Origin of the sequence: Sphingomonas populi (assembly GCF_004208535.1) — a bacterium.
In the GTDB taxonomy this organism is placed as follows: domain Bacteria; phylum Pseudomonadota; class Alphaproteobacteria; order Sphingomonadales; family Sphingomonadaceae; genus Sphingomonas; species Sphingomonas populi.
In genome coordinates, this window is sequence record NZ_SGIS01000008.1 from 74,225 (window position 1) to 97,799 (window position 23,575).

At 67.9% G+C, this 23,575-nt stretch carries 31 protein-coding genes; 16 read left to right on the plus strand and 15 right to left on the minus strand.

Annotated features, from left to right (window positions below; genetic code table 11):
- The first annotated feature begins 127 nt into the window (after window positions 1-127).
- Window positions 128-691, plus strand: a complete 564-nt coding sequence (locus EWE75_RS07095) for a DUF3617 domain-containing protein (protein ID WP_130155963.1) — start codon at window positions 128-130, stop codon at window positions 689-691.
- Window positions 692-698: 7 nt separating this feature from the next.
- Here EWE75_RS07095 and EWE75_RS26045 read toward each other — a convergent pair whose 3' ends face one another.
- The 13 genes from EWE75_RS26045 to EWE75_RS07155 all read right to left on the minus strand — a co-directional run bounded on the left by EWE75_RS26045 (window position 699) and on the right by EWE75_RS07155 (window position 11,520).
- Complete coding sequence (locus EWE75_RS26045) at window positions 699-821, minus strand: hypothetical protein (RefSeq protein WP_282432671.1); 123 nt, start codon at window positions 819-821, stop codon at window positions 699-701.
- 208 nt (window positions 822-1,029) lie between these two features.
- The gene (locus tag EWE75_RS07100; protein WP_130155964.1) at window positions 1,030-1,659 is read right to left on the minus strand and encodes a hypothetical protein; all 630 of its coding nucleotides are present in this window, start codon (window positions 1,657-1,659) and stop codon (window positions 1,030-1,032) included.
- Complete coding sequence (locus EWE75_RS07105) at window positions 1,656-2,111, minus strand: hypothetical protein (RefSeq protein WP_130155965.1); 456 nt, start codon at window positions 2,109-2,111, stop codon at window positions 1,656-1,658. Before EWE75_RS07105 ends, EWE75_RS07100 begins: the two co-directional genes overlap by 4 nt.
- Window positions 2,108-3,436, minus strand: coding sequence for a FliI/YscN family ATPase (locus tag EWE75_RS07110; RefSeq protein WP_130155966.1), 1,329 nt, complete (start codon window positions 3,434-3,436; stop codon window positions 2,108-2,110). The genes EWE75_RS07105 and EWE75_RS07110 overlap by 4 nt, the downstream gene beginning before the upstream one ends.
- The gene (locus tag EWE75_RS07115) at window positions 3,426-4,031 is read right to left on the minus strand and encodes a FliH/SctL family protein (protein ID WP_130155967.1); all 606 of its coding nucleotides are present in this window, start codon (window positions 4,029-4,031) and stop codon (window positions 3,426-3,428) included. Before EWE75_RS07115 ends, EWE75_RS07110 begins: the two co-directional genes overlap by 11 nt.
- Complete coding sequence (locus EWE75_RS07120) at window positions 4,028-4,510, minus strand: hypothetical protein (RefSeq protein ID WP_130155968.1); 483 nt, start codon at window positions 4,508-4,510, stop codon at window positions 4,028-4,030. The genes EWE75_RS07115 and EWE75_RS07120 overlap by 4 nt, the downstream gene beginning before the upstream one ends.
- Window positions 4,507-5,250 (minus strand): type III secretion system inner membrane ring lipoprotein SctJ, encoded by a 744-nt coding sequence (sctJ, locus tag EWE75_RS07125; protein WP_231708260.1) that lies wholly within the window; start codon window positions 5,248-5,250, stop codon window positions 4,507-4,509. The genes EWE75_RS07120 and sctJ overlap by 4 nt, the downstream gene beginning before the upstream one ends.
- A 21-nt stretch (window positions 5,251-5,271) precedes the next feature.
- Window positions 5,272-5,667: a hypothetical protein gene (locus EWE75_RS07130; RefSeq protein ID WP_130155969.1), complete on the minus strand. Its 396-nt coding sequence runs from the start codon at window positions 5,665-5,667 to the stop codon at window positions 5,272-5,274.
- A complete protein-coding gene (locus tag EWE75_RS07135) occupies window positions 5,667-5,978 on the minus strand; it encodes a hypothetical protein (protein WP_130155970.1) in 312 nt (103 codons plus the stop codon). Before EWE75_RS07135 ends, EWE75_RS07130 begins: the two co-directional genes overlap by 1 nt.
- 22 nt (window positions 5,979-6,000) lie before the next feature.
- Entirely contained in the window at window positions 6,001-7,122 is a 1,122-nt protein-coding gene (locus tag EWE75_RS07140) for a hypothetical protein (RefSeq protein ID WP_130155971.1), read from the minus strand.
- A complete protein-coding gene (sctC, locus tag EWE75_RS07145) occupies window positions 7,119-8,915 on the minus strand; it encodes a type III secretion system outer membrane ring subunit SctC (RefSeq protein ID WP_130155972.1) in 1,797 nt (598 codons plus the stop codon). The genes EWE75_RS07140 and sctC overlap by 4 nt, the downstream gene beginning before the upstream one ends.
- On the minus strand, window positions 8,912-10,885 hold the full coding sequence (locus EWE75_RS07150; RefSeq protein WP_130155973.1) for a flagellar biosynthesis protein FlhA: 1,974 nt from the start codon (window positions 10,883-10,885) through the stop codon (window positions 8,912-8,914). The genes sctC and EWE75_RS07150 overlap by 4 nt, the downstream gene beginning before the upstream one ends.
- Window positions 10,882-11,520 (minus strand): lytic transglycosylase domain-containing protein, encoded by a 639-nt coding sequence (locus tag EWE75_RS07155; RefSeq protein ID WP_165388286.1) that lies wholly within the window; start codon window positions 11,518-11,520, stop codon window positions 10,882-10,884. The genes EWE75_RS07150 and EWE75_RS07155 overlap by 4 nt, the downstream gene beginning before the upstream one ends.
- A 631-nt stretch (window positions 11,521-12,151) precedes the next feature.
- Here EWE75_RS07155 and EWE75_RS07160 point away from each other — a divergent pair.
- The 15 genes from EWE75_RS07160 to EWE75_RS07225 all read left to right on the plus strand — a co-directional run bounded on the left by EWE75_RS07160 (window position 12,152) and on the right by EWE75_RS07225 (window position 21,577).
- Complete coding sequence (locus EWE75_RS07160; RefSeq protein ID WP_130155975.1) at window positions 12,152-13,291, plus strand: EscU/YscU/HrcU family type III secretion system export apparatus switch protein; 1,140 nt, start codon at window positions 12,152-12,154, stop codon at window positions 13,289-13,291.
- Window positions 13,288-13,596 (plus strand): FliO/MopB family protein, encoded by a 309-nt coding sequence (locus EWE75_RS07165; RefSeq protein WP_130155976.1) that lies wholly within the window; start codon window positions 13,288-13,290, stop codon window positions 13,594-13,596. The genes EWE75_RS07160 and EWE75_RS07165 overlap by 4 nt, the downstream gene beginning before the upstream one ends.
- On the plus strand, window positions 13,593-14,252 hold the full coding sequence (locus EWE75_RS07170; RefSeq protein WP_130155977.1) for a hypothetical protein: 660 nt from the start codon (window positions 13,593-13,595) through the stop codon (window positions 14,250-14,252). Before EWE75_RS07165 ends, EWE75_RS07170 begins: the two co-directional genes overlap by 4 nt.
- Window positions 14,252-14,518, plus strand: a complete 267-nt coding sequence (locus EWE75_RS07175; protein WP_130155978.1) for a FliM/FliN family flagellar motor switch protein — start codon at window positions 14,252-14,254, stop codon at window positions 14,516-14,518. Before EWE75_RS07170 ends, EWE75_RS07175 begins: the two co-directional genes overlap by 1 nt.
- A complete protein-coding gene (gene sctR / locus EWE75_RS07180; RefSeq protein ID WP_130155979.1) occupies window positions 14,518-15,168 on the plus strand; it encodes a type III secretion system export apparatus subunit SctR in 651 nt (216 codons plus the stop codon). Before EWE75_RS07175 ends, sctR begins: the two co-directional genes overlap by 1 nt.
- Before the next feature lie 45 nt (window positions 15,169-15,213).
- Entirely contained in the window at window positions 15,214-15,483 is a 270-nt protein-coding gene (sctS, locus tag EWE75_RS07185) for a type III secretion system export apparatus subunit SctS (protein ID WP_130155980.1), read from the plus strand.
- Window positions 15,480-16,268, plus strand: coding sequence for a type III secretion system export apparatus subunit SctT (gene sctT / locus EWE75_RS07190; protein ID WP_130155981.1), 789 nt, complete (start codon window positions 15,480-15,482; stop codon window positions 16,266-16,268). The genes sctS and sctT overlap by 4 nt, the downstream gene beginning before the upstream one ends.
- On the plus strand, window positions 16,265-16,627 hold the full coding sequence (locus EWE75_RS07195) for a helix-turn-helix domain-containing protein (RefSeq protein WP_231708261.1): 363 nt from the start codon (window positions 16,265-16,267) through the stop codon (window positions 16,625-16,627). Before sctT ends, EWE75_RS07195 begins: the two co-directional genes overlap by 4 nt.
- A 150-nt stretch (window positions 16,628-16,777) precedes the next feature.
- Window positions 16,778-17,371 carry a hypothetical protein gene (locus EWE75_RS07200; protein ID WP_130155982.1) on the plus strand — a complete coding sequence of 198 codons (594 nt, stop codon included), beginning with the start codon at window positions 16,778-16,780 and terminating at the stop codon, window positions 17,369-17,371.
- Between the two features lie 103 nt (window positions 17,372-17,474).
- Window positions 17,475-18,218, plus strand: a complete 744-nt coding sequence (locus EWE75_RS07205) for a DUF6683 family protein (protein ID WP_130155983.1) — start codon at window positions 17,475-17,477, stop codon at window positions 18,216-18,218.
- 8 nt (window positions 18,219-18,226) lie between these two features.
- Window positions 18,227-18,517 carry a hypothetical protein gene (locus EWE75_RS07210; protein WP_130155984.1) on the plus strand — a complete coding sequence of 97 codons (291 nt, stop codon included), beginning with the start codon at window positions 18,227-18,229 and terminating at the stop codon, window positions 18,515-18,517.
- A 105-nt stretch (window positions 18,518-18,622) separates the two neighbouring features.
- Window positions 18,623-19,057 carry a hypothetical protein gene (locus tag EWE75_RS24925; RefSeq protein ID WP_165388287.1) on the plus strand — a complete coding sequence of 145 codons (435 nt, stop codon included), beginning with the start codon at window positions 18,623-18,625 and terminating at the stop codon, window positions 19,055-19,057.
- 52 nt (window positions 19,058-19,109) lie between these two features.
- Window positions 19,110-20,000, plus strand: coding sequence for a DUF1521 domain-containing protein (locus tag EWE75_RS07215; RefSeq protein WP_165388288.1), 891 nt, complete (start codon window positions 19,110-19,112; stop codon window positions 19,998-20,000).
- Window positions 20,001-20,027: 27 nt separating this feature from the next.
- On the plus strand, window positions 20,028-21,158 hold the full coding sequence (locus EWE75_RS07220; protein ID WP_130155986.1) for a DNA/RNA non-specific endonuclease: 1,131 nt from the start codon (window positions 20,028-20,030) through the stop codon (window positions 21,156-21,158).
- Window positions 21,159-21,166: 8 nt separating this feature from the next.
- Entirely contained in the window at window positions 21,167-21,577 is a 411-nt protein-coding gene (locus EWE75_RS07225) for a hypothetical protein (protein WP_130155987.1), read from the plus strand.
- Here the strand turns inward: EWE75_RS07225 and EWE75_RS07230 are convergent.
- Together EWE75_RS07230 and EWE75_RS07235 are read right to left on the minus strand one after the other, a co-directional pair.
- Window positions 21,550-22,179, minus strand: a complete 630-nt coding sequence (locus EWE75_RS07230; RefSeq protein WP_130155988.1) for a hypothetical protein — start codon at window positions 22,177-22,179, stop codon at window positions 21,550-21,552. The two genes, EWE75_RS07225 and EWE75_RS07230, sit on opposite strands and share 28 nt — an antisense overlap.
- Before the next feature lie 68 nt (window positions 22,180-22,247).
- Window positions 22,248-23,447: a hypothetical protein gene (locus tag EWE75_RS07235; protein ID WP_130155989.1), complete on the minus strand. Its 1,200-nt coding sequence runs from the start codon at window positions 23,445-23,447 to the stop codon at window positions 22,248-22,250.
- Window positions 23,448-23,575: the final 128 nt, after the last annotated feature.

Genomic DNA, 23,575 nt, shown 5'->3' on the forward strand with positions numbered 1-23,575 from the left:
TTCCGACACGCTCTTTTCATCCGGCCGAACGAAAAAAATCTGTGCCGGTCGGGAGCCTCACGGCGCCTCCCGACGTTACGAAGAGGAAACGACCCGAGTTCGTCGTTTTGCACTGGGAGAGATATGTATGAAGCGTCTGACGATCATCCTGCCCGCCATCGCGATGCTGGCGGCCTGCGACTCGAAGCCGACCGTCAAGGCTGAGAATGCCTCCGTCGCGGACGTCGCGGCGGCTACCAAAAATGCGGTCAAGCTCGAACCCGGCAAGTGGGAGACGACGGTCGCGATTCTGTCGGTCGAGGGTCCAGGCCTTCCCCCGGCGATGGTGACGGCGATGAAGCAGCAGATGAAGGCGCAGAAGGTCGAGACCTGCCTCACGCCCGAACAGGCCGAAAAGCCGCCGCAGGACATGCTCGGTGCGGCCAAGAACTGCACGTATGAAAAGTTTGAGATGGGCGGCGGCAAGATGAGCGGGACGTTGGTGTGCAAGGGTACGCCCGGCATGCCGGCGGGTGAGATGCGGGCATCCATGTCGGGCAACTTCGCCAGCACCAGCTATGACGTTACGAGCGAATCGACGATGGCCATGCCGGCGATGCCCGGCGGTCCGGCGGGCGGCGGCAAGGTGACCACCAAGACCCAGGTCACCGGCAAGCGCGTTGGCGCCTGCGACGCGCCGAAGGCAAGCTGAGACAGCTTCAACCGAGATGGCACACCGCCCGCTCCCACAGCGGGCGGTGATGCTCGACCGTGTCGGGTAGCGGGAAACCGCGCGCGATCTCGGTATCGGGGATGCCTTCCGCAGCAAATGCTGTCTGCAAGGGACCATCCCATGCCGAGCTATTCACGCCTGTTCCGGGCGACGCCGCCGTTCACTCTGGCGGCATTGGGGTACTCCGAACGCGGGCGCGCACTAACGGAACGACGGCGGAGAGATGCCCTTCTCTGCCCAACGCGCCAAGGATACGTCGCGCGCCATTTTCAGCGTGTCGCAGGGCTTATCGATACATAGGCTTGCGGCGGCACGCGCTACCCGAACGAGCCGTCGGTTCGCACTGACATCGCAGCGACGGTGACGCCGCGTGCGGCGAGGCGGCGACGCAATTCGTCGGTGGCGGCGGTGCCGTGCGACTGGTCCCGGCTCAGGTTGATGTCCACCGAAAGCGCGCCCACCGGATTTTGCACGACCAGCACGTCGCGGACGGGTGTCCGCGCATCGTGGAAGGTGAGCTGCGTCTCGCTGGTGCCCGGGGGCGGTAGCGCGAGCCGGTCGGCGACGCTCGCCTCCACGTTCGGCTGTGCAGGTGCGCCGGCCGATGGCGTGGCGTCTGCCCGTGGTGCGGCTGCGGTCTTGACCATGCCGGGCGATGCCAGCGCAGCGTTGCTCTCCTCGCGAGTGTGTCGCGGGACCGGCAGCGGGAACGATGCGATCGCATCCCCGGGCACGACCGTCGATTGGAGTTTGCGTGCCGACCGTGGCGGCGTCGCGGTGGCCGGCAGGGCTTCGGCGGGTGGCTGCGCTGCGCCGGCGTGCTGCTCCGCTGCCTGCCGGCCGAGACTCTCACCGAAGCGCTTAGCCGCCGCCTCGCCGCCGGACGAAGCGGCCGTGGTGCTGCGTGGCGCGGCAAGCGGCGGTAATGCAGCGGTCGCCGTGCTCACGCCCACGCCATGTCTCCAGCAACCGCGTGGCCATCGGCGAGACGGCGCTCGACCGACCGCCGGTGTTTGATGACCACCTCACGCAAGCGCGCGCTGAGCGCCTCCAGCCGCAGCTCGGCGCGGCGCAAGTGCTGGCGGATCGCAGCGGCGCGGTCGGTCGCCTCGGTGATCGCGCGTTCGGCATGGCCGATCGCGTCGGTCGCTTCACGAACGCGCTGCTCGCACGAACCGCAATATTCGGCGACATGCGCGTCGGCGGGCGCGCCGAGCCGATCGGCGAATGCGCGCTCGCGCTGCGCCCGCGCGGCCGCGGCGGCGCGTTGGGCCTCGGTTCGGGCTGCCTCGGCGGCTGCGACCGCAGCCGCAGCAAGCGCCGCTTCGCGCGCGCGGCGGTCCACGTCGCGGCGGCGCAACCGCAGCAAGGTTTTGAGTTTGTCGATCTGGCCGCTCATGGCTCGAATCCTCTCAGCATGATCTGTGTCTTGACCAGCTCGCAGCGGTCGTGCGTGCGCTGGCGCAGGAACTCGTCGAGCGCGGCCTGCATCGCCAGCGCGCGATCCGCGAGCGCATCCTGGCCGGGCTTGTAGTCGCCGACCTGGACGATCAGCTCGATCTCGTCGAGCTTGGCGAGCAGCGCGCGCAAGCCCGTCGCGGCGCGCTGTTGCTCGGACGAGACCAGTTGCGTCGTCAGACGGCTTTGGCTGGCCAGCACGTCGATCGCCGGATAATGGCCCCGCGCCGCCAGCTTGCGCGACAGGATGATGTGCCCGTCGAGCAGCGAGCGCACCTCCTCGCCGACCGGATCATCCTCCTCGTCTTCGAGCAGCACGGTGTAGATGCCGGTGATCGCGCCGGCGGCATCGGTCCCGGCGCGCTCGAACAGGCGCGGCAACTCCGCGAACACCGAAGGCGGAAAGCCGCGCCGCACCGGCGGCTCGCCGGCGGACAGGCCGATTTCGCGCAAGGCGCGCGAGAAGCGCGTCACCGAGTCCATCAGCAACAGCACATGCTTGCCGTCGCGGCGGAACCCCTCGGCGATGGCGGTGGCAGCATGCGCGGCGCGCACGCGTTCCAGCGCGGGCCGGTCGGACGTGGCGACGATCACCACCGACCGCGCGAGGCCGGTCGCGCCGAGATTGTCCTCAATGAACTCGCGCACCTCGCGACCGCGTTCGCCGATCAGCGCGATAACGATCGCGTCGGCCTCGGTCTGGCGCGCGAGCGTGCCGAGCAGGGTCGATTTGCCGCCGCCGGCGGCGGCAAACACGCCGATGCGCTGGCCGCGTCCGATCGGCAGCACGCCGTCGATCGCACGCACCCCGGTTTCAATCTGGCGATCGATCCGCGCACGCTGCATCGGGTTGGGCGCATCGGCATAGAGCGGCTGAGTCGATTCCCCGCGCACCGCCGGCGCGGCATCGAGTGGTTGCAACCGCGCATCGAGCACGCGCCCGAGCAAGCTTTCCGCGACCGGCACGCTATCTTCACCGAGCCGCACCACCACCTCGGTCTCGACCGACAGCCCGCGCAAATCGCCGAGCGGCGCGAGGATGGTCTCACCCTGGTGGATGCCGACCACCTCGGCGAGCAAGGCGGGCTGGTCGGCACGGTCGAGCAATGCACACGTCTGACCAATCCGCGCGGTGATGCCGCTCACCCGGATCGCGGTGCCGATCGCACCTTTAACCCGCCCGCGCTGCTCGAAGGCGGGCGCGGCGTCGAGCCGGTCGAACAACTGGCTCAGCCGCGTTTCGGGACCAGCCCCGTCAAGCGACATCGGCCAGCTCCCAGCGTTCAGCGAGCGCGGCGATCTGCACATCGAGATCGGCGATGATACGCCCATCGGCGCCGCTGACACGGCATTGGTGGATTTCGAGCGCAGGGTCGGCGATGACGTGAACCTCGCCTTCGCCATGATGATCGGCGAGCGCCGCAAGCACCGGCTGCTGGAGCGTCGGCGGCACTTCGACCGTGATCACGCCGCCCGGCGTGACCGCAGCGACCGCGCGGCGCGCGATGCCGGTCATCACCACCTCGTCGCCGATGGCGCCCAGCATCTGGCGTACTGCGGCGAGCGCGAGCGCGGCCAACGCGTTTTCGCTTTCACGAGCGTCGCGCGCGGCCTGCGCGGCCAGTTCGGCGATGGCAGCGGCGAAGGCGGCGCGGCCTTCGGCGAAGCCCTCGGCACGGCCGCGCTCGACCGCCGCCTGCGTTTCGATCGCGATACGCGCAGCGCTATCGGCGCCATAATCGTGGATCGCGGTGAGCAGGTCGCGCGCCTCGGCGATGGCACCCGCGTCGGCGGCGCGGATCACGGGCCGGTCGGTCGCGATCAGCGCCGCGCCGTCATTGTGGAGCAGGTAGAAGGTCATGCAGTCTCCTCCGCGATCCGCTCGGCCGCACGCACGAACGCGTCGCCCTGCGGCAGATCGGTGGCGGAGCGGCCAAGCCGCTGGGCCAGCGCGCGCGGCAGCGCCTGTTCGGCGAGCATGCGACCCGTGGCGCTCAGCGCGGGCGGCGCGGCGAGCCGTCGGTCGCCACCGGGCGCGAGCGCAAGCACGCGTTCGAGCGCATCTTCGCCAACGATCGCGGCATAGTCGCGCAGCCGCTCGCCATCGATCTCCTCGGCGAGCCGGTCGCGCCCGGCGACCAGCGCGGCGAGCGCGAATATCCGGCCGCACTCGACTTCGCCCAGCGCGGGCCAGCGCGGCCAGACGGCGAGATCGGCGAACGTCGGCGGCGTGCGCGCCGCCTCACCGATCAGCGCCACGCCACGCCGCGCGCGCGGATCGAGCCGCCGTGCGAGCGCCGCGCTCGCCGCCAGCCGAGAACGGGCATGCGTGCCGTTCATTCGGCCGGCACCGGCAAGGTCGTGGCGCGCCGCCGCCGCGGCCAGAACAGCGCCGCCGCCGCCGCGACCAAGGCCGCCGCGATCAGCACCACCCGCGCCAGCGGCGTATCGAACGTCTCCACCGAGATCGCCGGCGCAGGCGCGGCGATCTGGCTCGGCACCATCACCACCGAGACCTTGTCGTAGCTCAGCCCTTCGATGCTATTGGTGACGAGCGATTTGATCGCGCCGGTCTGGCTGCGCACGTCGAAGCCCGGCTGGTATTTGATGAACACCGCCGCCGATGAAGGCTTCATCGTCTCAGACAGCGGATCGGGCTGCGGGATGGCGAGGTGGACGCGCGCCTCGACCACGCCGTCGATCTCGCTGACGGTGTGGCTCAGTTCCTGTGACAGCCCGTAGATAAGCCGCGCGCGCTCCTCGACCGGCGAGGAGACGAAGCCCTTCTTCTCGAAAATCGTGCCGAGCGTCGCGAAGTCGTCACGCGGCAGCCCGTTCGAGCGCAGCACCTGCACCGCGCGGGAGAATTGATCGGGCGCAACCGCGATGCTCCAGTTGCCGTCGGCGCCGGTCGTCTTGCTGGCGTCGACATCGGCGGAACGGAGCACGGCGATCATCTCGTTCGCCTCCGCCTCCTTCAATTTGCCGTACACTTCCTGCTTGCCGCACGCCGAAAGCAGCAACAGCGGCAACAGGGCGAACGCCATCCAGCGGCGGTAAGCAGCAAATGCCTTCGTCATCGTCTTCCTCTCCCTTCCCGCTCAGCCCTGCTGGCGGAAAAGCTGCTGGATGCCGTCCGAACTGCGGTTGGCGATGCTCGACGAAAGCTGCGCGTGGAACGCGAATTCCTGGCAGCGCATGGTCAGTTGCACGATCTCGCCAGGGGTCAGCTTGCCGTCGGACTGCTCTGCGCCGCGCGCGTAGTCGGCGATGCCCTTTGCCTCGCCGTCGACCTTGTCGAGCGTGTCGAGCATCCCCTTCACCGCTGGCGGTACATCGTGACTGGCGGCTACCGCCTGCGGTGCGGTGGCCTGGTGCATCGCGCTTTCGAACTGCACCTGCGTGCCCAGTTGCGGCGCCTGCGGCATGGCAGGGCCGAGATCGGTGACGCGCGGCGGCGGTGCGGCGACGCTCGCCGCGATCGCTTCGACGCTCATCAGGATTTCCGCGCCATCGTCTCGAGCGACTTGGAGACGCTCTCGATCGAACTGTGCGAGCTTTCCGACAGGAAGCTCATCTTCATCGATTCGGCGGTCAGCTTGGTGATCTCGGAGGGATTGTCCCCGCCGTCGCTGATTCCGCCCGATTGCTGCTCGATCACCGCCGCCTGCTTGTCGAGCGCCTGGCCCCAGGCGTTGGCGAACGCCTCGAACCAGTTGTTCGAGGACTCGTCGGTCTTGGCGAAGCTACGGCCGGTCGCGGGTGCGGCGGCGAGGTTCGACAGGTTGATTCCGGTGTTGATGGTCATGGCACTTCTCCTTGGAATTGCGTCAGAGACGGATGTCCTCGAAACGGCCGTCCTTTTCGAAGCGGACGCGGCCCTCCGCGATCGCGACGAGTTTGTGGCCGGTCGGCAACGTCGCGCCGGGGAACCAGCGCGAGCCGTCGGCGGTGGCGATGTAGCCGGGGTCTTCCACCACGGTCGCGAGGCCCGCGCCGCTACGCGCGAAATAGCTTTGCAGCGGATTGTCGCCGAGCGCATCGTCGGTGCGGAACGCGACGCGCTGGAGCCCCGGCACGTCGTTCGAGAGCAGCTTGCGTAACTGGTCCTGCCGATCGGCGGGCATATAGGCGGCGGTGATGACGATGCCGCCAACCCCCGCCGGTGCGGCCTTGGCCTGCACACCTTGCGCCTGCAAAACGTCTGCAGCCGCAGTCGCCAGCGCTGCCGAAGAGGTCACGTCGAGCACCACCGGCACGTCGCGCCTCGCGACCAGCGTGCGCAGCCGCGCGAGATCCCCGTCACGCGCGACCGCGCCGTGGACGATCAGCCCGCCAACCGGATCGGCGCCGACCTTGAGGCCGTGAAAGCCGCCCTGCTCGAGCGTTTCCGCGAGCGCCTCGGGCGAGTGTGCGCGGTCTGCAATCAACGCGCCGACCGGCTGCACCGCCGCGGTCAGCAGAACCGCCGAGACGGCACCGAGCGCGAGCCGCCGCACGCCGAAGCGATCCACCACCCGCGCCGCCTCCGCGCGGGCGTTGGCGAGCAGCCGGTCGCCGAGGCGCGGCACCGGCAGCGGCGCGACCGGCGCGGCGCAGCGCCCTTCACCCATGCGCTCCGCCTCCGCCCAGCGCGGCGATCCGGCGGCGCCGTGCGCGACCAGGAATTCGCCGAAGCGGAACGGCAGATACGCGGGCAGCATCGCTTCCTCGCCCACCTCCAGCGGCCGACCGAGCAACTCGATGCGCCCGGACACGACATGCACCACCGCCGCATCCGCCTCGACGCGCAATTCGACGCACGCATCGCGCGTCCCCGCGCCACGCAGCACCACGTCACTCGCCAGGGCATGGCCGATGCGCAGCCGCGCGCCCGGGGTCAGCGCATATTCCTTGCCGGCGAGCCGGCCACCGACGATGCGCAGCACCGCGTCACGGGATACGAGAGTCATGGCTTTGCTCCGGGCGCGAGGGGCGTCGTGGTGGTGGAAACGCTGGTGGCGGGCGCGAGGTCGTCGAGCCGCACGACGCGCGGCGTGATGAGGAACAGACGCTCGATCCGCGACGAGGATTTCGAGCGCGTCTTGAACAGATTGCCCAGCACCGGAATGTCGCCGATGATCGGGATCTTGCTTTCGGCATCGTATTTCGCGTTGACGGTCAGCCCGCCGAGCAAGAGGCTCTCGCCCTCGTTGATGAGCGCCTGTGTGTTGACGCTGGCGTTCTCCACGACCGGAATGCGATCGACCCGGTTGTCGAGGATCGTGCCGTCCTGCACCGCCACCACCATGCGGATGCGAGGGCTTCCGTTCTCGCTCAAAACGTGCGGGTTGACGCGCAGCACCGTGCCCGCCGTGACGTTGAACAGATCGACCTGCCGGTCGCCGGCGACGCGGACGTAGAAGGTCTGCGTGCGATCGAACACCGCCTCGACATTCGACAAGGTGACGAGTTGTGGCCGTGACACGATCCGCGCGGCACCCTTCTGTTCGAGCGCGGTGATCCGCGAAATCAGCTCGCGGTGCGCGCCGATCACGCTGGAAAGCGACAGGCCGGCGTTGGCCGCGCCGGTGTTGGCGATGTCGGTCGCCGCATTGCCGGTGCGGGTGGTGAGGTCACCCCCGAACAGCGCGTTGAAGCCCTGGCTCTGGACCCGCCAGTTGATGCCGAGCTCGCGCGCCTTGTCGATGTTGAGATCGATGATCGTCGCTTCGAGTTGGACGACCTGCGGCGCGATATCGAGCGCGCGCACCAGCCCTTCGTAAGCGGGCATATTCTCGGGCCGGTCTCGCACGATCACCGCGTTGAGCGAGGGATCGATACTGATGCGCGGCCCCGACTGGACGTAGCGGCCATTCGGGCTGTTGGGCGGGGACGCAGTGCCGGGCTGGCCCGGCGGCAGACCGAGATATTCGTCGTCATAGGGCCGCGCCTGCGAAAGCTGTCCGGCGTCCGGCTCGACCGAGTCGAGCCCGCGCCCGCCGAGCCGGGTCTGGCTCTGGCGAAGCTGGCGGCTGCCATATTGGCTGGTGATCGAGCCCGCGACCGGCTGGCCGTCGCCCATGATCCTGCTGAGCGTCGAGCCGACGCCGGGCACTTTGCTCTCGCGTCCGGCGGCGGTCAGCATCGTATCGTCGGCGCGCGCATATTTGAGATAGAAGACGCGCAATTCATAAGGCTCGACCGCGTCGAGCACGGCGGTGCGCGCCGGCGCGATCCGGTCGATCGCGCCTTGCCCGGCGCCCTGAGCAACCGGCAGCGCGGCGGCGAGTTGCTGAACCTGCTCGACGAATTTGGGCACGCCGGTAACGAGCAGCGACTCTGCGGAGGTGACGCGGACGTGATCGTTGTCGTCGCCAAGCCCCGCGCGCGCGATCGCGCCCGCCAGTTCCTGCGCCCGGCCGGCCGGCACCGCGACCGTGCGGCTCTGCACGTCGTTGGCGGCATAAACGGCGACGGTCGCGCCATCGTGATAGGCGACCAGGTTGAACGCACGCGACACGTTCGCCCACACGCTCGCCGGCGCGCCGGTGAAGCGGCCGTTGACCTTGCCGGTCAGCCCCGTACTGACCACCACCGGCAGACCGGCTGCGGCGAAGAACTGGTTGAGGAACACGCCGACATCCTGATCGCGCGCCTCGATCGCGATTGGCTTGGCGGTGAACGGAATCGGCCCCGCGAACCCCGGTGCAGTGGCAAGCAGCACACAGGCGCAGGCGGACATGGTACGAAGCGCGCGGATCATTCGGCGGCTCCAACCGTATCGGCATCCTCGATGGCGGTCGGCGTCCGATCCAGTTGGCCAGCCACGTCGAGCGGCACGTCGGTCATCAGTTCGTTGAACGCCAGCACGGGCAGTTCAAACAGATCGGCGGCGAGCAGCCGCCGCAACGGCCGACGCAGGTCATAAGCGGTGACGACCGCGCGCGCGCCGCTCTCGGCCACTTCACGGCGGATCATGTCGATCATCGTGCGGGCATGATCTGGCTCCATCGCCAGCCGCGCGACCCCGTCGAGCATGCGGATATTGTCGCGGCAGAACCGCTCGAGGGTGGTGCCGATCACCAGCACCCGAAACCGCCCGTCGGCGGTCAGGTGCGGCGGCGCGAGATAGCGCTTCAGCGCGACGCGGGTGAGATCGGCGAGCGGGATCGCGGCGCGCTCGTTCTGCCCGGCCTCGGCGATCGCCTCCAGCACATCGCGCATGTTGCGCATCGGCACTTCCTCCTCGGCGTGCAGCCGCAGGATTTCGGCGATGCGAGTGACGGGCACGGCGCGCACCACTTCCTTGACGACATCGGGGAAATCGGCGCCGATCCGGTTGAGGATGCCGGTGACTTCCTGCAGCCCGAGGAACTGCCCGATGTGGCGTCGCAACACCGCCTCGATTTCGGCGCACAGCTTCGCCTCGAAATCCTCCTGCGCGATCACGCCGCCCGCGACCGGTGCGTCGTAAAGGAACAGCGCCCATTTGCCGGGCTGGCCGGGGTTCGCCGTACTCGGCACGATCTCGGCGGCGGGAAGCGGAACGCCGAGCCGGTCCTGCGCGCGGTCCAGAACCGCCGTCACCGCGAGCGAGAGCGCCGTGACGCGCGCGCCTGTCAAACCGGGTGCTGCGACTTCGATCACCAGCGGGCGCACCGCGCGGAGCGGCGCTGGCTTGGCTTCGATCGTCGTCGGGATCGGTGCGGGGCTGCTATCGAAGCGCGCGAGCCGGGCACGGATCAGCGCATTGGAGGTCGGGTGGTTCCACGCCCCGCCCGCAAACAGGGCGGCGCTCAGGCCGATGAACACCAACGTCGGGAAACCGGGAATGATCGCGAGCAACAGACACAAGGCACCGGCGATGCCGAGCACGCGCGGTTTGCTGGCGATCTGGCGCGCGATGGTCGGGCCGAGATCGCGCTCGTCCTCCTCGTCGGTGGTGCGCGTGACGAGCAGGCCCGCCGCCATCGCGCTGAACAAGGCGGGCAATTGCGCGACGAGACCGTCGCCGATCGTCAGGATCGAATAGGTCGTGATCGCTTCGCCCGCCGGCATGCCGTGCGAGAAGATGCCGACGCCCAGCCCGCCGATCAGATTGACCAGCACGATGATGATCGAGGCGATCGCATCGCCTTTCACGAACTTCATCGCGCCATCGAGGCTGCCGTGCAGCTTGCTTTCGTTTTCCAGCGTGCGGCGGCGCGCACGCGCCTCGTCCTTGCCGATCAGGCCGGAGCGCAGATCGCTGTCGATCGACAATTGCTTGCCCGGCATCGCATCGAGGCTGAAACGCGCCGCGACCTCGGCGACGCGCTCCGCGCCCTTGGAGATCACCACGAACTGTACGATCGTGATGATGAGAAACACGACAAGCCCGACGATCAGGTTGCCGCCCGCCACCATTTCGCCGAACTGGCGGACGATATGGCCGGCCTCGGCATGGCCGAGGATCATCCGCGTCGTCGCGATCGAGATGGCCAGGCGGAACAGCGTGGTCAGCAGCAACACCGAGGGGAAGGTCGAAAAGTCGAGCGGCTTGGTGACGTAGAGCGTGCTCAGCAGCAGCAGCACGCCGACCGTCATGTTGGTGGCGATCAGCACATCGAGCACCAGCGGCGGCAGCGGCAGGATCAGCAGGCCGATGACGGCGACCAGCGCGCCGACCAGCATCAGATCGGCGGCGCGCAGGCTCGTGCGCGGCAGGCGGTGGAACAGGGCGGCGGCGCTCATCGCGCGCCCCCCGCCGTCGCCACCATCGCGGCGCGCATCGCCTGGTAGCGGCCCATCACCGTATCGACATACGCGAGCGTCTCACGGTACGGCGGCACGCGATTGCCGTAGCGCGCGACCGCGCCCTCCCCGGCATTGTACGCTCCGAGGATCAACCCGAAATCCCGCCCGTAGCGGCGTTGCAGCCGCTTGAGCAGCCGCGCGCCCGCGTCGATATTGGTGGCGGGCTCGTACAGGCCCGCTGGCCGCACGCCGAGCGTCGTGCCGGTCGCGGGCATGATCTGCATGAGACCGACCGCCTTCGCGTGTGACACCACCGCCGGGCGATAGGCCGATTCGGTGCGAATGATCGCGTGCAGGAACAGCGGGTCGATGTGATAGGCAGCGGCGGCACGTACCACCTCGCGGTCGAACGGGCGCGGCATGCCAGACCAGCGCGCGGTGGTGATCGCGCCATCGGTGGAATCGGGCGGCGGCGGCGCGGCGCGCTTGCCGCGCGGCGCCGGCTTCGCCTTCACACCGAGGATACGGACCACACCGTCATCCACGGGCACGCCATCGCGCGGCTCGCTGACGATGGCGCCCTGGCAAGCGCCGAGCGACTCGAACTCGCTCAGCGTGCGCGGGTCCGCCACGCGAAGATTCGCGGTGAGCGGACACGTCTCAAACAGATTCGTGTCTTTTTTCGGCTGCGCGAAGCAAACGGAGCTGGAAAAGGCAATCAAACCGGAAGCAGCGATACTATATGCAGCAATGCGAATGCTGTTCTTCATCACGAGGCGATCTCCGATCCAACTGAGGAACCCAGCAAAATGTCGATCCGAACCGTCTTGTCCAAGCGCCCGATGCCCGTCGCGGCGCCCTGCCTGCAGTGTAACCTGTGGTAACTTCCCTGTTACAGTATGTGTCTCGACCAAGCGGCTACCCAACCAAAGGATTGTAATGAAAGCCGTTGTCGACGGGCCGTGCAGTTTTTAACGACGAACCGAGCCAGCGCCCCGACATCCATCGCATTCCCCTTGACTGTTGCAGATATGCTACATTTTTGCGAAGAATCGTTCCGCCAACGCAATATCCGCAATATCCGCACGTCTCATCGCGTCTTGTCACATTTGTATTGACCAACGCGGCCGATCCGGCATTTTTACTTCCGTTGCTCTATCCGAATTGCCTGCCCCAAAGTCTTGAACATCACGCATTACTTGCGTGATTCGATGCCCCAAGTCGGCGCGACAGTCCTGTCGCGCCCGATCAGGGAACACATTGATGGCCGACAAGAACGACGGCGGCGACAAGACAGAAAAGCCGACCGCGAAGCGGCTGCGCGATGCGCGCAGGAAAGGCGACGTCGCCAAGTCGAAAGACTTCAGCGCCGCGCTTGGCATGATCGTCTGGCTCGCGCTGTTCGGCACCGCCGCCGGGCTGCTCGGCGGCCAGATCGCCGATTTCACCACGATGACAGTCGAGCGGGCGGTGTCGCAGCCGTTCGCGACGACCTTGCCGCTGCTCGGCTGGAGCGCGTTCGGGCTGTTGCTCGGCATCGCCGGCATGACGCTGGTGCCTGCCGCGATTGCCGGTCTCGCTGCCGAATTCTTCCAGACGGGCGTGATCCTCACCACCGAGAAGATGAAGCCGACGCTCGACAAGATGAACCCCGTCGAGGGGCTCAAGAAGATGTTCAGTATGGACAATCTCGTCGAGCTGGCGAAAACTTTGGTCAAGGCGATGCTGATCCTCGGCATCGTCGTGCTGGTGATGCGCGGCGCATTTGGCGCGCTCGGCGAATTGCTCAATGCCGCAGCCTGGTCGCCATTGCAGTCGAGCGGCCCGCAGGTCGCGGCGCAGGTGCTCGGACTCAGCCAGTCGGTGACGTTGCAACTGCTCGGATGGACGACTGGGGTGTTCCTGCTCGTCGCGTTCGCCGACCGAATCTACGCGCATCACACATTCATCAAGAAGCTCAAGATGAGCCGCCGCGACATCCGGCAGGAGCATAAGGATAGCGAGGGCGATCCCCTGCTGCGCCAGCAGCGCCGCCAGATGCACGAGGAATATGCCAACCAGAATGCGATCGGGGCAGCGGGGACGGCCAACGTGCTGCTGGTCAACCCGACCCACCTCGCGATCGCACTCGATTACGATCCCGCCGCGTGCCCGGTGCCGGTGATCGCCGCCAAGGGCGAAGGGCCACTCGCCGCAGCGATGCGCGCGCGCGCCGAGGAGGAAGGCGTGCCGATCGTGCGCAACATCGGCCTCGCCCGCACGATCTTCGCCACCGCCGACACCGGCGCGATCATCCCCGAGCCTTTGTTCGACGCGATCGCCGAGATCATTTTGTGGGCGAAGCGCGCGCGCGCCGGCGACGCACCGCTCCACCGCGAGGATGCACAGGAGTTCGGGATATGACGATTGGCGCCGTCCTCTCCAGCCTGTTCGCGGTGGTGATCGCACTTGCGGCGGTGCTCGGACTCGCCTGGGTGCTGCTGAAAGGCCTGCGTAAGTGGCAGGACCGCTTCCAGGGCGACGAGGAAGGCGGTGAGCGCCCGATCCGCTTCTTGCGCGCGATGCCGCTCGGCCAGACCGAGCGCGTCGTGATGGTCGAGGTCCGCGGCGAGACGATGCTGCTCGGCGTGACTGCGGGCGGAATCAGCCTGCTCGCGCGCTGGCCCGAGGGTGCGCCCGCCGCCATCACCACGGAGAGTCTGCGATGAAGCTCGATCGCCTGCCCCGGCTCGACCCGGCCGAAGCGCGGCTGCGCGAGACGGTGCCCGCCGCGCTGTCGGGTCGGCGCTGCACGGGCGGTACGCTCGTCGCGCATATCCCCGCCGTCCCGCCGACGGTGCGCTGGTGGTATGCCTGCGCCGAAGGTGCGGCGTTCGCCATACTCCTCGACGGCGGTCGCGACGCGCGGCTGCTGACCGACGACGGCCCCGCAGCCGCCGAAGCGCTTGAGGCGTGCGAGCCGTTGCTGCGCGAAATCGAACTCGGCCTCGGCATCGCGCTCGTCCCCGAACGGCTCGACGAGACACCGCCGCTTGCGCCGGCCATTGATGTGACGGTGCTCCACGCGGGCGCGGCGCGGCAACGTGTGTTGCTCGCGCTGCCGCCGGGCCTCGCGCTCCACCCCGCCGCACCCGAGTTCGCCCCCGAATTGCTCGGCGCGGTCGGCGTGCGCGTCGCGGTGCGGATCGCCGGCCCACGGCTCGCCCCGCACGATGCCGCCGCGCTCGCGCCGGGCGACCTAGTGCTGCTCGGCACCCCGCTCGCCGCGACGCTGCACGTCCCCGGTCAACCGCCGTTCGCCGGCCGGTTCGACCCCGCCGCCGCCCATTTCGTGCCCGCCTGCCCCCCTTTGAGGAGCCTTTGATGCAGGACACCGACCCCGCCGCCGCACCCGTCGATGCGCCGCGCGCGCCCGACATCACCTTCAACGTGCCGCTTACCATCGAGATCGAGGACAGCGTCGTCCCGCTCGATCGCCTCCAGGGTTTGCGCGAAGGCGCGGTGCTGCCGATCGGCAGCGACGGCGGCGCGATCGCGGTACGCATTCTCGCCAGCGGCCGCCCGCTCGCGCGGGGCACGCTCGTCGCGATCGGCGAGGGCTACGGCGTGCTGATCGCGGGTGACGCCTGATGGATCTCTCGCAATTCACACCCGGCTCGGCGCTCGTCGTCGTCGTGCTGCTCGCGCTCGCGCCGTTCTTCGCGGTGATGGTCACGTCTTTCACCAAGATCGTCGTGGTGCTGAGCCTGATCCGCAACGCACTCGGGCTGCAACAGGTGCCGCCGAACATGGTGCTCAACGGACTCGCCCTGATCCTGTCGCTGTACGTGATGTATCCGACAATGCAGCAGATGCAGGCGTCGGCGGGTACGACCAAGGTGCCCGCGCAGACCGACCAGTTGTTCGCCGCCGCCGACAAGGCCAAGGAACCCCTGCGCGCCTTCCTGCTCAAGCACAGCGACCCGGCCGAACGCGAGTTCTTCCTGCGCACCGAACAGCGCGTCGCGCAGAAGAACGGCACGCAGGCGGCCTCGGCGAGCGATTTCATCATCGTCATCCCCGCCTTCGTGATGAAGGAGCTGACCGTCGCCTTCCAGATCGGCTTTCTGATCTTCCTGCCGTTCCTGGTGATCGATCTCGTCATCTCGAACATCCTGCTCGCGCTCGGCATGATGATGCTGTCGCCGGTCACGATCTCGCTACCGTTCAAACTGCTGCTGTTCGTCCTGGTCGATGGCTGGGTGAAGATCAGCCACGGATTGGTGCTGAGCTATGCGTGACGTACAGCGATACGCCCGCGCGAGCGGAGATACAAGGCGTCGCGGATGACCGACTCGATCGTCAACATCACCGTCGAGGCGCTCTGGCTGGTGTTGCTGCTCTCCGCCCCGCCGATCATCGCGGCGTCGGCGGTGGGGCTGCTCGTCGCGGTGATTCAGGCGGCGACTCAGCTTCAGGAACAGACGCTGCAATATACGCTTAAATTCTTCTCGATCGTCGCGACGCTTTTCGTCACCGCCTCGCTGCTCGCGGGCAGCCTCTACCAGTTCGCCGACACGATCTTCAGCGGGTTTCCCGGCATGGTGCGCGGATGACCCCTGCCGGCGGGGCCTGGTTCGATCAGTTGCTGCTGGTGGCGGTCGCCTCCGCGCGGTTCGGCTTCGCCTTCGCTTTGGTGCCGATGTTCGCGCAGGATCTGATCCCCTCGACGGTCCGCAACTGCATCATCCTGACGCTCGGCGGCGTCGCCTTCGTCATGCAGCCGCACGTCGATCCCGCCACGCTCGGCGCGTTCGGCTGGGTGCGGCTGCTGCTCAAGGAAGCGGTGGTCGGCATCGTCATCGGTTTCTTCTTCGGCACGATGCTGTGGGCGCTGGAGGCGGCGGGCGAGATCATCGACGCCAAGATCGGCTCGACGATCGGCCAGATCGTCGAGCCGCTCGGCGGCAACCAGACGTCGCTCAACGGCGCGCTGTTGGCGCGGCTGGCGAACGTGATCTTCATGTCGGTGGGCGGGCTGTCGCTCTTCGTCGGCGCGATCATGCAGAGCTACGCGGTGTGGCCGATGGCGGCCGACTGGCCCGATCTCGACATGCACGGCCTGCTGCTGTTCGAGGGCGAGTTCGGGCGGCTGGTGATGCTGGCGATGCTGTTCGCCGCGCCGGTGCTGACCTTGCTTTACGTGATCGACGCGGGGCTCGGTTTGCTCAACCGCTTCGCGCAGCAATTGAACGTCTTCACGCTGTCGCTGTCGCTGAAAAGCTGGGCCGCGACGCTGCTGCTCATCACGCTGATCCCGGCCTTCGCGCAAGCCGTGATCGCCGAGGTGGCGAGCCGCAACGACGTCGCCCGGCAGATCGTCGGAGTGCTCGCGCGATGAACGCTCCCGCTTTGAGCATCGACACCGACGAGGAAGCGCGGCTGCGTGAGTTGATGCGGCTGCTCCGCAAGGCCGACGACCGGGCGCAGGAGGAAGAACGCAGCATCGGCGACTTCCGCATCCCGCGCTCGCGCATCCCGGAGCGCCACCTCGGCAGCATCGCCGCGCTGACCAAAGCCGAGGTCGCGGTGATGCGCTTCCTCGGCTGGGGCCGCGCCAATGCCGATATCGCGACGCTGCTCGCGATCAGCGAAAATACCGTGCGGGTGCATCTCAACAACATGTGCCGCAAGCTGGAGCTGGACGGCGTGCGCGAGTTGAACGCACTCGCCGGCCTGCTCTTCCACCCGCTGACCTAAGCGATCCGACTATGCCGCTAGTCGGATCGGTGAGGGCGGACGGCGGCGAAAGCGCGGATAAGGATCGGCGTCGGATCACCCGGCGGACGTTTCGCAAACGGCGGCAAGCCCACTCCCCCTAGGCCCGCCCCTCAATCGTTGGAGGACATGATGAGCTTTCTCGGTGGTATAACCAACGTGTTCACGAACCCGGCCAACCTCGCCATGCTGGCGACCGGCCCGACCGGCTGGGCAGCGCTGGCGGTCAAGACGCTCGCGTCGTCGATCGGCCAGCAGGTCATCCAGCAGCTCGGCCAGCAACTCGGCCTGCCGCAGTCGACCATCGATCTCGCGCAAGGCGCCTTCGCCAGCGCGATGGGCGATGAAGCCGGCGCGTTCCAGAACGTGCAGGAAGCGGTCAGCGGCTTCTCCGACGCGTTCGGTGGCAGCCCGGCGCAGGAGGGCGACCTGCAGCGCACCATCAACGATTCGATCAACGACATGGCGGTCGATCTCGGCAGGCAGGGCGAAAAGACCGCGAACCGGGGCGGTTGGCTGATGGCGATCGCCGAGGCGCTGGGCAAGCAGCTCAACGGCATGGCGCAGGACATGAACGACATGGCCGACAAGATCAGCAAGGACACGCCGGACATCACCACGAAGTTCAGCGCGCTGTCGCAGCAGTTCAGCATCCTGTTCAACGCCGCGAGCACCGCGCTCAAGTCGATCGGCGAAGGCATGTCTTCGACTGCCCGCAAGCAATAAGCGCTTCACCGCAAAAGTGTTTTCATCGCGGGGCTCCACGACGAAAGTCGCGGAGCCCCGTTTCTTTTCAGCCACGATTCCCCCGATCGTCTGGAGATTGGCCATGCGTTTTCCGCGAACCCTGCTCATTCTCGCCGCTGCCTGCGCATCGGTCCCGGCCGCCGCGCAGGATATCGGCCCGGCGCTCGACCCCGGCCTGATGGTCGGCTGGACCGCCGGCGCGGCAGTCCAGCACGATCTCGAACAGCGCGCGGCACGGGCGCCGCTGTCGATGCGCGGCCTGCTCGCCGCGCCGCGCGCGTCCGACGCTCCGCTACCACCGGCGGCCGCATTGTCGTTCCGGCCCGATCCGGCGGTGCGCAAAGCCAATTACGCGCAGTTCATCGCAAAGACGCGCGCGGTCGATCCGCAGGGTGCCAGCCAGCTCGAACATCTGCTCGCCACCACAGACGTGATGGCCGAGGCGCAGAAGTGGATGGGCCGCTATGGCATGCACACCACCGACGTCGCCGACGCGCTGGCGGTGTATCTCGCCACCGCCTGGTACACGATCCGCGCCGATACCAGCGACCCGACGCCGGGCCAGTTGCGCGGCCTGCGCAACCAACTCGCCCGTGCGATCGGCGCGACCCCCGAATTCGCCAGCGCCAGCGACGCGATGAAGCAGCAACTCAGCGAAGCGAACCTGATCCAGGCGCTGATCCTGAGCAGCGTCGCCGAGCAGGCGAAGAAGAACCCCGAGCTTCGCCCCAAGGTCGCCGAAGCGGTCGCGCAGGGCGCACGCAATTCCTATGGCTTCGATCTGCGCGGCATGGCGCTGACCGATCACGGACTGGTGCCGGCGTGAGGCGGGATATGCGAAAGCTCGCCCTGGCGCTGGCCATCGCCGTCCTGTCCACCCCGGCCTTCGCGCAGGATGTCGGCCCCGCGCTCGATCCCGGCGCGATGACCGGCTGGGCCGGGGGCGCGGCGGCGCAATACAGCCTGCGACACCGCGGCAGGCGCCGCGCACCACCGATGAGCGCCTCGGAAGCGAGCGCCCGTGCGAAATGCGCGCATCGCTACACCGTCGCCTCCAACCTCGGCATGGATCACCCGACGACCCGGCACCTGTTCCGACTCTGCCGGGCGGCGGGCTATTATTGAATCCGGTGGCGGCTAGTCGATCCGACTAGCCGCCTAATCGGATCGCGGAGCGCCTTTCTCCGTCGAATATGGTCTTATCCTCGCATCAACCGACGAGATGAGACCATGACGATCGACCCGATTTCCTCGCCCCAGATCAGCGCGCTCGGTCGCGCCGGCGATAGCGGTGGCGCAGCCGTCGCCGGGGAGAGCGCCCGGTCGATCGCGGTCGCCGTGGTCGGCCATATCGCCGGCCAGTTGCTGCTCGCCCCCGCCCGGCCCGGCAACATCGCCGAGAAGTATGGCGTGCGTGCGCTTGCCGACACGGTCGCGGCGGCGTTCCCGAACGGCAACCCAGCCGCCGTCGGCGCGCTACACCGCGCAATGGAGAGTTTCGCCGGCGCGGTCGCCGCCGACATGGCCGCCTTCGCCGACGGCCGCACGCTGGACCGGGTCGATAGTGCGATCGCGGACTTCGCGGCGCCGGAAAATGCTCACGATATCGAGGCGGTCCGCGCCGCGTTCGAACGCGCGGCGGCGGCGATCACCGACGCTCGCTAACCCACCCGCCCGCGCGCCGGAAGCGGCGGGCCAGGCAAAAGGAGATGGCATGATGACGGACCTGCTCTTCAACACCGGCCTGACGCTCCAGGCCACGCTCGCCCCGGAGACCGCGCCGAACCGCGCCGTCGAGGGTCAGGCGATCCAGCTTTCCCCCGGCGTCCTCGGCACCTTCGTCAACCCGCTCGTCGCCAATGCCTTCGCCTTCGCGGCGCTGCCGATGCTGCTCGCCCTGCGCGGCGGCACGATGCAGCAGCCCGAGCAGGCAAGCGCCGAGCCGGAATTCGAGCCGACCCCCGGCGCCGAATGGACCGCGACGATGGAAGGCCAGGGCAAGGCCGATATCGATCTCGGCGACGGCTATTCGCTGCAACTCGACGAGAATAACTCGCAGATGGTCATCAACGATGCCAACACCGGCGAGAGCACGAAGATCTGGGGCGATCCGCACGTCGAGGTGAACGGCGAGCACAAGTTCGATTTCTGGGGCACCACGACCTTCACGCTCGGCAACGGCACCAAGATCACCATCAACACCGAACAATATGCCGCCAATCCGAGCATGTACGTCGCCAACGCCGTGACGATCACCAAGGGCGATCAGGCGCTCCAGATCAACGGCCTCAGCCAGAACAAGACTGGCGATCTCTCGGTATCGCTGTCGCACAACGGCTATGCGCTCGATGCCGCGACGCGCGACGGCTATGTGCTGAACGAGAGCGCCGGCGGCTGGACCTCCGAGATCAGCGGCGCGCTGGCGACGCAGGACGATCTCGACATGACCCGGCCGGGTGGGCTCTACGGCCCGGACAGCACGATGCCGAGCGTCGGCGAGATCACCGACGCGCTTTCCGGCTTCCTGCTGTTCGGCGTGGCCTCGCTGATGATCGACGGCGCCGCCGAACGCGTGGCGCATGTCGGCGCGCGCGGCGCGATCGCCTGACCCGATTTCCAACGAACGGAGGACGTGATGAGCGTCGAAGCCACCAGCACCGCCGGCGTCGGCGGATCGTCAGCCGGCGTCAGCACGTCGGCGAACCTCGCGGCGGGGTTGCTCGCCGCCAACCGCCCCGGCGGTGCGCTCGATGCGCCGGCGCTCGCGGCGGCGGTAAAGGCGCAAACCGGCGGCGATGCCGCCAAGGGGGCGACGCTCACCGCCGCGCTCGAAGCGCAGATGACGCCGGTGGAGCGCGGCCAGTTCGCCGCCGCGCTTCAGCCGGACTCGCAGGAGGGGATCGGGTCATTCTTCGACGGCGCGGTGAAGGGCGACTTCTCCGGCAATACGAGCTGGTCCGCCACCGCCGGGCAAGTCGCGATGGGCTTCGTGCCGATCGCCGGCCAGATTGCCGACATCCGCGACACCGCGCACGCGGTCGGGCAGATCTGGAACGGCGAATCGGGCGGCTGGACCAACCTCGCCGCCTCCGCCGTCGGTTTCATTCCCGGCCTCGGTGACGCCGCCAAGGGGCTGATCCGCGGCGGCGAGAAGGTAGCCGATGCCGGCGCCGACATCGCCAAAGGCGCCGCCAGGCACACGGACGACGTGGCCGGCGCGGTCGCCAAGCACGGCGACGAGGCAGCGCAGGCCGCCGAGAAGGCGAGCGTCAAGCGCTTCTCCACCGCCGCCGAATTCAACGCGTCGGCCAATCACGCGCTGCCCAGCACGCGCTACGAATATGGCAGCTACGCCTATACCACCGATGCGAAAGGCCGCGTCAGCACCGCCGAGGGCACGATCGGACTCAGCGCCACCGGCCGCAACGACAATGCGCTGCAAAGCCAGATCGGGCACGAGGGCCGGTCGTCCGACGTCGGCTTCCACCTCATCGCCGATCGCTTCGGCGGGCAGACCAATCGCCTCAACGTGGTGCCCGGCAACGGCAAGCCGATCGGCGACGGACTCCCCAATCTCAACACCGGCGCGTACAAGCGTTTCGAGAACACCGTCGCCGAAATCGCCGCGCAACCCGGCAATAAGGTGGAGGTGAAGATCGAGGCGAAATATGATAGCGCCAACGCCAGCACACGGCCCGACGATTTCGTCGCCTCGTACCGCGTGAACGACGGCAAATGGCGCACGCAGAGCTTCGTCAACAAGTGAGGACTGCCATGGACCTGACCGACCTGCAGAACCGCATCGTGATCGAGGTCGCGCGCACCGTGCCGGTGTCCGCGTGGGAGCGGATCGTCGCCGATGTCGAGATCGCCGAGCATGACGACGGCTACCAGCTCGACGCGGTGAGCTTCGCCATCGCGCGCGACGCCGATGGCGCGCTCAGCGATCCGCAGTTCGACCTCAGTACCGACGCGCGCGCCGCGATCGTCGATCTCTACAAGCAGCGCAAGGCGGCGGGCGACGTACTGGGCGGCTTCGAATTGCAGATCGACCAGCCCGGCACCTACGCATTCCACTTCTCCTACGATCCGCCCAAGCGCCTCAACGGCATCTGGGACAAGGCGAAGGAGGAGCGGCTCGACCAGTATCTCGACCATTACCGCCGGGAAAAAGCGGGCGCCTGAGCGCGCCTGCTTTCGCTCCGGTAGGCGCTACGTCTCGGCGGCGCCACGCTGAAATCCGCCGACGCCGTCACGACAGCGCCGTCGACGTCGGCATCGACCTCATAGTCGAGCGTCGCCGGCTTGCCGGGCCGCCAGCCGATCGCGCTGGTGCGGCGCGCATTGCCGAACATTTCAGCCACCCCGGTCGGCTTGGCGTGGACGAAGCCGTGCCGTGGCCCCAGCGCGATCACGCCCTGCGCTTGCAACGCTTCGCTGAAGGACAGATCGCCCGGCACCAGCCCGTAGATCAACACCAGCAGATGCGTACGGTCGGGCGACAGGCAATCGTCGACGCCGGTGCCAAGCAGCCGCACCGCCACGTTTTCCCGCGCCAGATCCCAGCTCCACGCGAGCCGTCCGCTACGATCATAGCCGCGCAGCCGCGTGAAGGGCCGCGCCGCACCGGCATAGCCGCAACTGCCATGCGGCAGCGTGTTCCGGCTGAACGCATCCTTCTCGTTCGCGATCAGGGTAGGCCGGTCGAGCAGCCGGTCGGCCACGATCCTGCCGCCGTCGCTCGGTACGATGGTGATCGTGCTGGTCGCGCCCGGCGCGCCTGACACCACGAAACGCGTGGCCGGGCCGGGCGCCGGCGCGGCCGCCGCAAGCAACAGTGCGAGGAGGAGGCGCTTCAGCGTGACACGCGCACGAAGCTGCCCGGATCGGCACTCAGCGTCGTACCCTTGCCGGTGATATGCGCGGCGCGCTGATCGGGATCGGTCATGCGCGACACCAGACGCTGCGCCTCGTAATCGGAAACGATCTGCGGCTCATACGTCGCGCGCTGCTCGGCTGTCCACAGCATCGGATCACGTTCGACCTTGGGGTTGTCCGCGAAAAACGCGTCGAGCGCTTTGCCAAAGGTCGTCGGTACGTGTGCCGGTCGGTTGACGCTCTCGTCGAGCACCAGCGCCGCACCCTGTTCCGAGGTGACATAGGCGGAAATCGGCCGGATATAGCTCTGCCCCTTCACCGCGCTGGCCGGCACCTTGCCCAGCGCGCTGTCGAGCCTGGTGACGAAATCGCCGATCTGCTTCTCCTGGAAAGCCGCATCGCGGCCCGCTTTCTGGAGCGGCGACAGCGCGGTTGTCCAATGATCGGGTTCCCGCGCGTCCTTGATATAGGTGGAAAGATCGCTGCCGCTCATCTTGATGCCGTCGACCGTCAGCGACATCGTATAGGCGCCGTCGCCGGTGCCCTTGCCGCTATGCTCGACGCTCCAGCCCTGGTCGGTGAAAAGCGACGCATAGGCGCCGGGGTTCGATTGCGAGAATTCGAACACCTGGCGCGCAAGCTCGCCCGTACCCTGGGGGTTGATGGTCTTCTGCATCGCGCCGACCGTGACGATCTGGTTGTCATAGGACTGCACCGAATCGAGCCGCCCCTCATTATCGGCCATCCGACTGATGACGCGCTGTTCCGACGCGCTGACCGTGCCCGCCGCGACCATCCCGCCCCACGCGGCGCTTTCCGAAAGACGGTAGCTGGTGTCGGACGGTTTGCGGCCGGGGAAGGCCGGGCCGTCGCCGACCTTGGTCTTGGTCCAGACCGGGGTATCGTAATCGACTGGCTTGGGCTTCGGCTTGTCATCCACCGCCGCCGCCTGTGGTCCGGCCGCCCGCCGGTGGCCCTCGGCCAGCGCAAACACGTCGCCGTAGCGCGAACCGCGCACCAGCAAGCTGTCGAGCGAGTCGCGCTGCCCGGGATGCTCGCCGAGATAGGCGCGCAACGTGTCGAGATCGCCGCGCTGCGCGAGTACATCGAGCCGATCGGACGGCATACCGCCCGCCGTGCCGGGGGAGCGCACTCCCGTGTCGATCTCAATGCTCATCGCGCCACCTTTCACGCTGGGGATGGCGCAATGATAAGCGGCATCGTCCCGGCGCTACGATAAGCGATCCGATTAGCTCCAGCCGCCGCGCTAGTCGCATCGACTAGCGCATTCGTCCGCGAACCCGG

What these genes read in the sequence shown, in the direction of transcription:
- EWE75_RS07115 (WP_130155967.1), bottom strand. Translation starts at nt 4,031, where the DNA reads ATGACCTTCTACCTGCTCCACAATGACGGCGCGGCGCTGATCGCGACC.
- sctS (WP_130155980.1), top strand. Translation starts at nt 15,214, where the DNA reads ATGACCGACTCGATCGTCAACATCACCGTCGAGGCGCTCTGGCTGGTG.
- EWE75_RS07220 (WP_130155986.1), top strand. Translation starts at nt 20,028, where the DNA reads ATGAGCGTCGAAGCCACCAGCACCGCCGGCGTCGGCGGATCGTCAGCC.
- EWE75_RS07140 (WP_130155971.1), bottom strand. Translation starts at nt 7,122, where the DNA reads ATGACTCTCGTATCCCGTGACGCGGTGCTGCGCATCGTCGGTGGCCGG.
- sctC (WP_130155972.1), bottom strand. Translation starts at nt 8,915, where the DNA reads ATGATCCGCGCGCTTCGTACCATGTCCGCCTGCGCCTGTGTGCTGCTT.
- EWE75_RS07200 (WP_130155982.1), top strand. Translation starts at nt 16,778, where the DNA reads ATGAGCTTTCTCGGTGGTATAACCAACGTGTTCACGAACCCGGCCAAC.
- EWE75_RS07120 (WP_130155968.1), bottom strand. Translation starts at nt 4,510, where the DNA reads ATGAACGGCACGCATGCCCGTTCTCGGCTGGCGGCGAGCGCGGCGCTC.
- EWE75_RS07150 (WP_130155973.1), bottom strand. Translation starts at nt 10,885, where the DNA reads ATGAGCGCCGCCGCCCTGTTCCACCGCCTGCCGCGCACGAGCCTGCGC.
- sctT (WP_130155981.1), top strand. Translation starts at nt 15,480, where the DNA reads ATGACCCCTGCCGGCGGGGCCTGGTTCGATCAGTTGCTGCTGGTGGCG.
- EWE75_RS07095 (WP_130155963.1), top strand. Translation starts at nt 128, where the DNA reads ATGAAGCGTCTGACGATCATCCTGCCCGCCATCGCGATGCTGGCGGCC.
- EWE75_RS07135 (WP_130155970.1), bottom strand. Translation starts at nt 5,978, where the DNA reads ATGACCATCAACACCGGAATCAACCTGTCGAACCTCGCCGCCGCACCC.
- EWE75_RS07215 (WP_165388288.1), top strand. Translation starts at nt 19,110, where the DNA reads ATGACGGACCTGCTCTTCAACACCGGCCTGACGCTCCAGGCCACGCTC.
- EWE75_RS07205 (WP_130155983.1), top strand. Translation starts at nt 17,475, where the DNA reads ATGCGTTTTCCGCGAACCCTGCTCATTCTCGCCGCTGCCTGCGCATCG.
- EWE75_RS07175 (WP_130155978.1), top strand. Translation starts at nt 14,252, where the DNA reads ATGCAGGACACCGACCCCGCCGCCGCACCCGTCGATGCGCCGCGCGCG.
- EWE75_RS07130 (WP_130155969.1), bottom strand. Translation starts at nt 5,667, where the DNA reads ATGAGCGTCGAAGCGATCGCGGCGAGCGTCGCCGCACCGCCGCCGCGC.
- EWE75_RS07210 (WP_130155984.1), top strand. Translation starts at nt 18,227, where the DNA reads ATGCGAAAGCTCGCCCTGGCGCTGGCCATCGCCGTCCTGTCCACCCCG.
- sctR (WP_130155979.1), top strand. Translation starts at nt 14,518, where the DNA reads ATGGATCTCTCGCAATTCACACCCGGCTCGGCGCTCGTCGTCGTCGTG.
- EWE75_RS07110 (WP_130155966.1), bottom strand. Translation starts at nt 3,436, where the DNA reads ATGTCGCTTGACGGGGCTGGTCCCGAAACGCGGCTGAGCCAGTTGTTC.
- EWE75_RS07225 (WP_130155987.1), top strand. Translation starts at nt 21,167, where the DNA reads ATGGACCTGACCGACCTGCAGAACCGCATCGTGATCGAGGTCGCGCGC.
- EWE75_RS07170 (WP_130155977.1), top strand. Translation starts at nt 13,593, where the DNA reads ATGAAGCTCGATCGCCTGCCCCGGCTCGACCCGGCCGAAGCGCGGCTG.
- EWE75_RS07195 (WP_231708261.1), top strand. Translation starts at nt 16,265, where the DNA reads ATGAACGCTCCCGCTTTGAGCATCGACACCGACGAGGAAGCGCGGCTG.
- EWE75_RS24925 (WP_165388287.1), top strand. Translation starts at nt 18,623, where the DNA reads ATGACGATCGACCCGATTTCCTCGCCCCAGATCAGCGCGCTCGGTCGC.
- EWE75_RS07105 (WP_130155965.1), bottom strand. Translation starts at nt 2,111, where the DNA reads ATGAGCGGCCAGATCGACAAACTCAAAACCTTGCTGCGGTTGCGCCGC.
- EWE75_RS07235 (WP_130155989.1), bottom strand. Translation starts at nt 23,447, where the DNA reads ATGAGCATTGAGATCGACACGGGAGTGCGCTCCCCCGGCACGGCGGGC.
- sctJ (WP_231708260.1), bottom strand. Translation starts at nt 5,250, where the DNA reads ATGACGAAGGCATTTGCTGCTTACCGCCGCTGGATGGCGTTCGCCCTG.
- EWE75_RS07165 (WP_130155976.1), top strand. Translation starts at nt 13,288, where the DNA reads ATGACGATTGGCGCCGTCCTCTCCAGCCTGTTCGCGGTGGTGATCGCA.
- EWE75_RS07160 (WP_130155975.1), top strand. Translation starts at nt 12,152, where the DNA reads ATGGCCGACAAGAACGACGGCGGCGACAAGACAGAAAAGCCGACCGCG.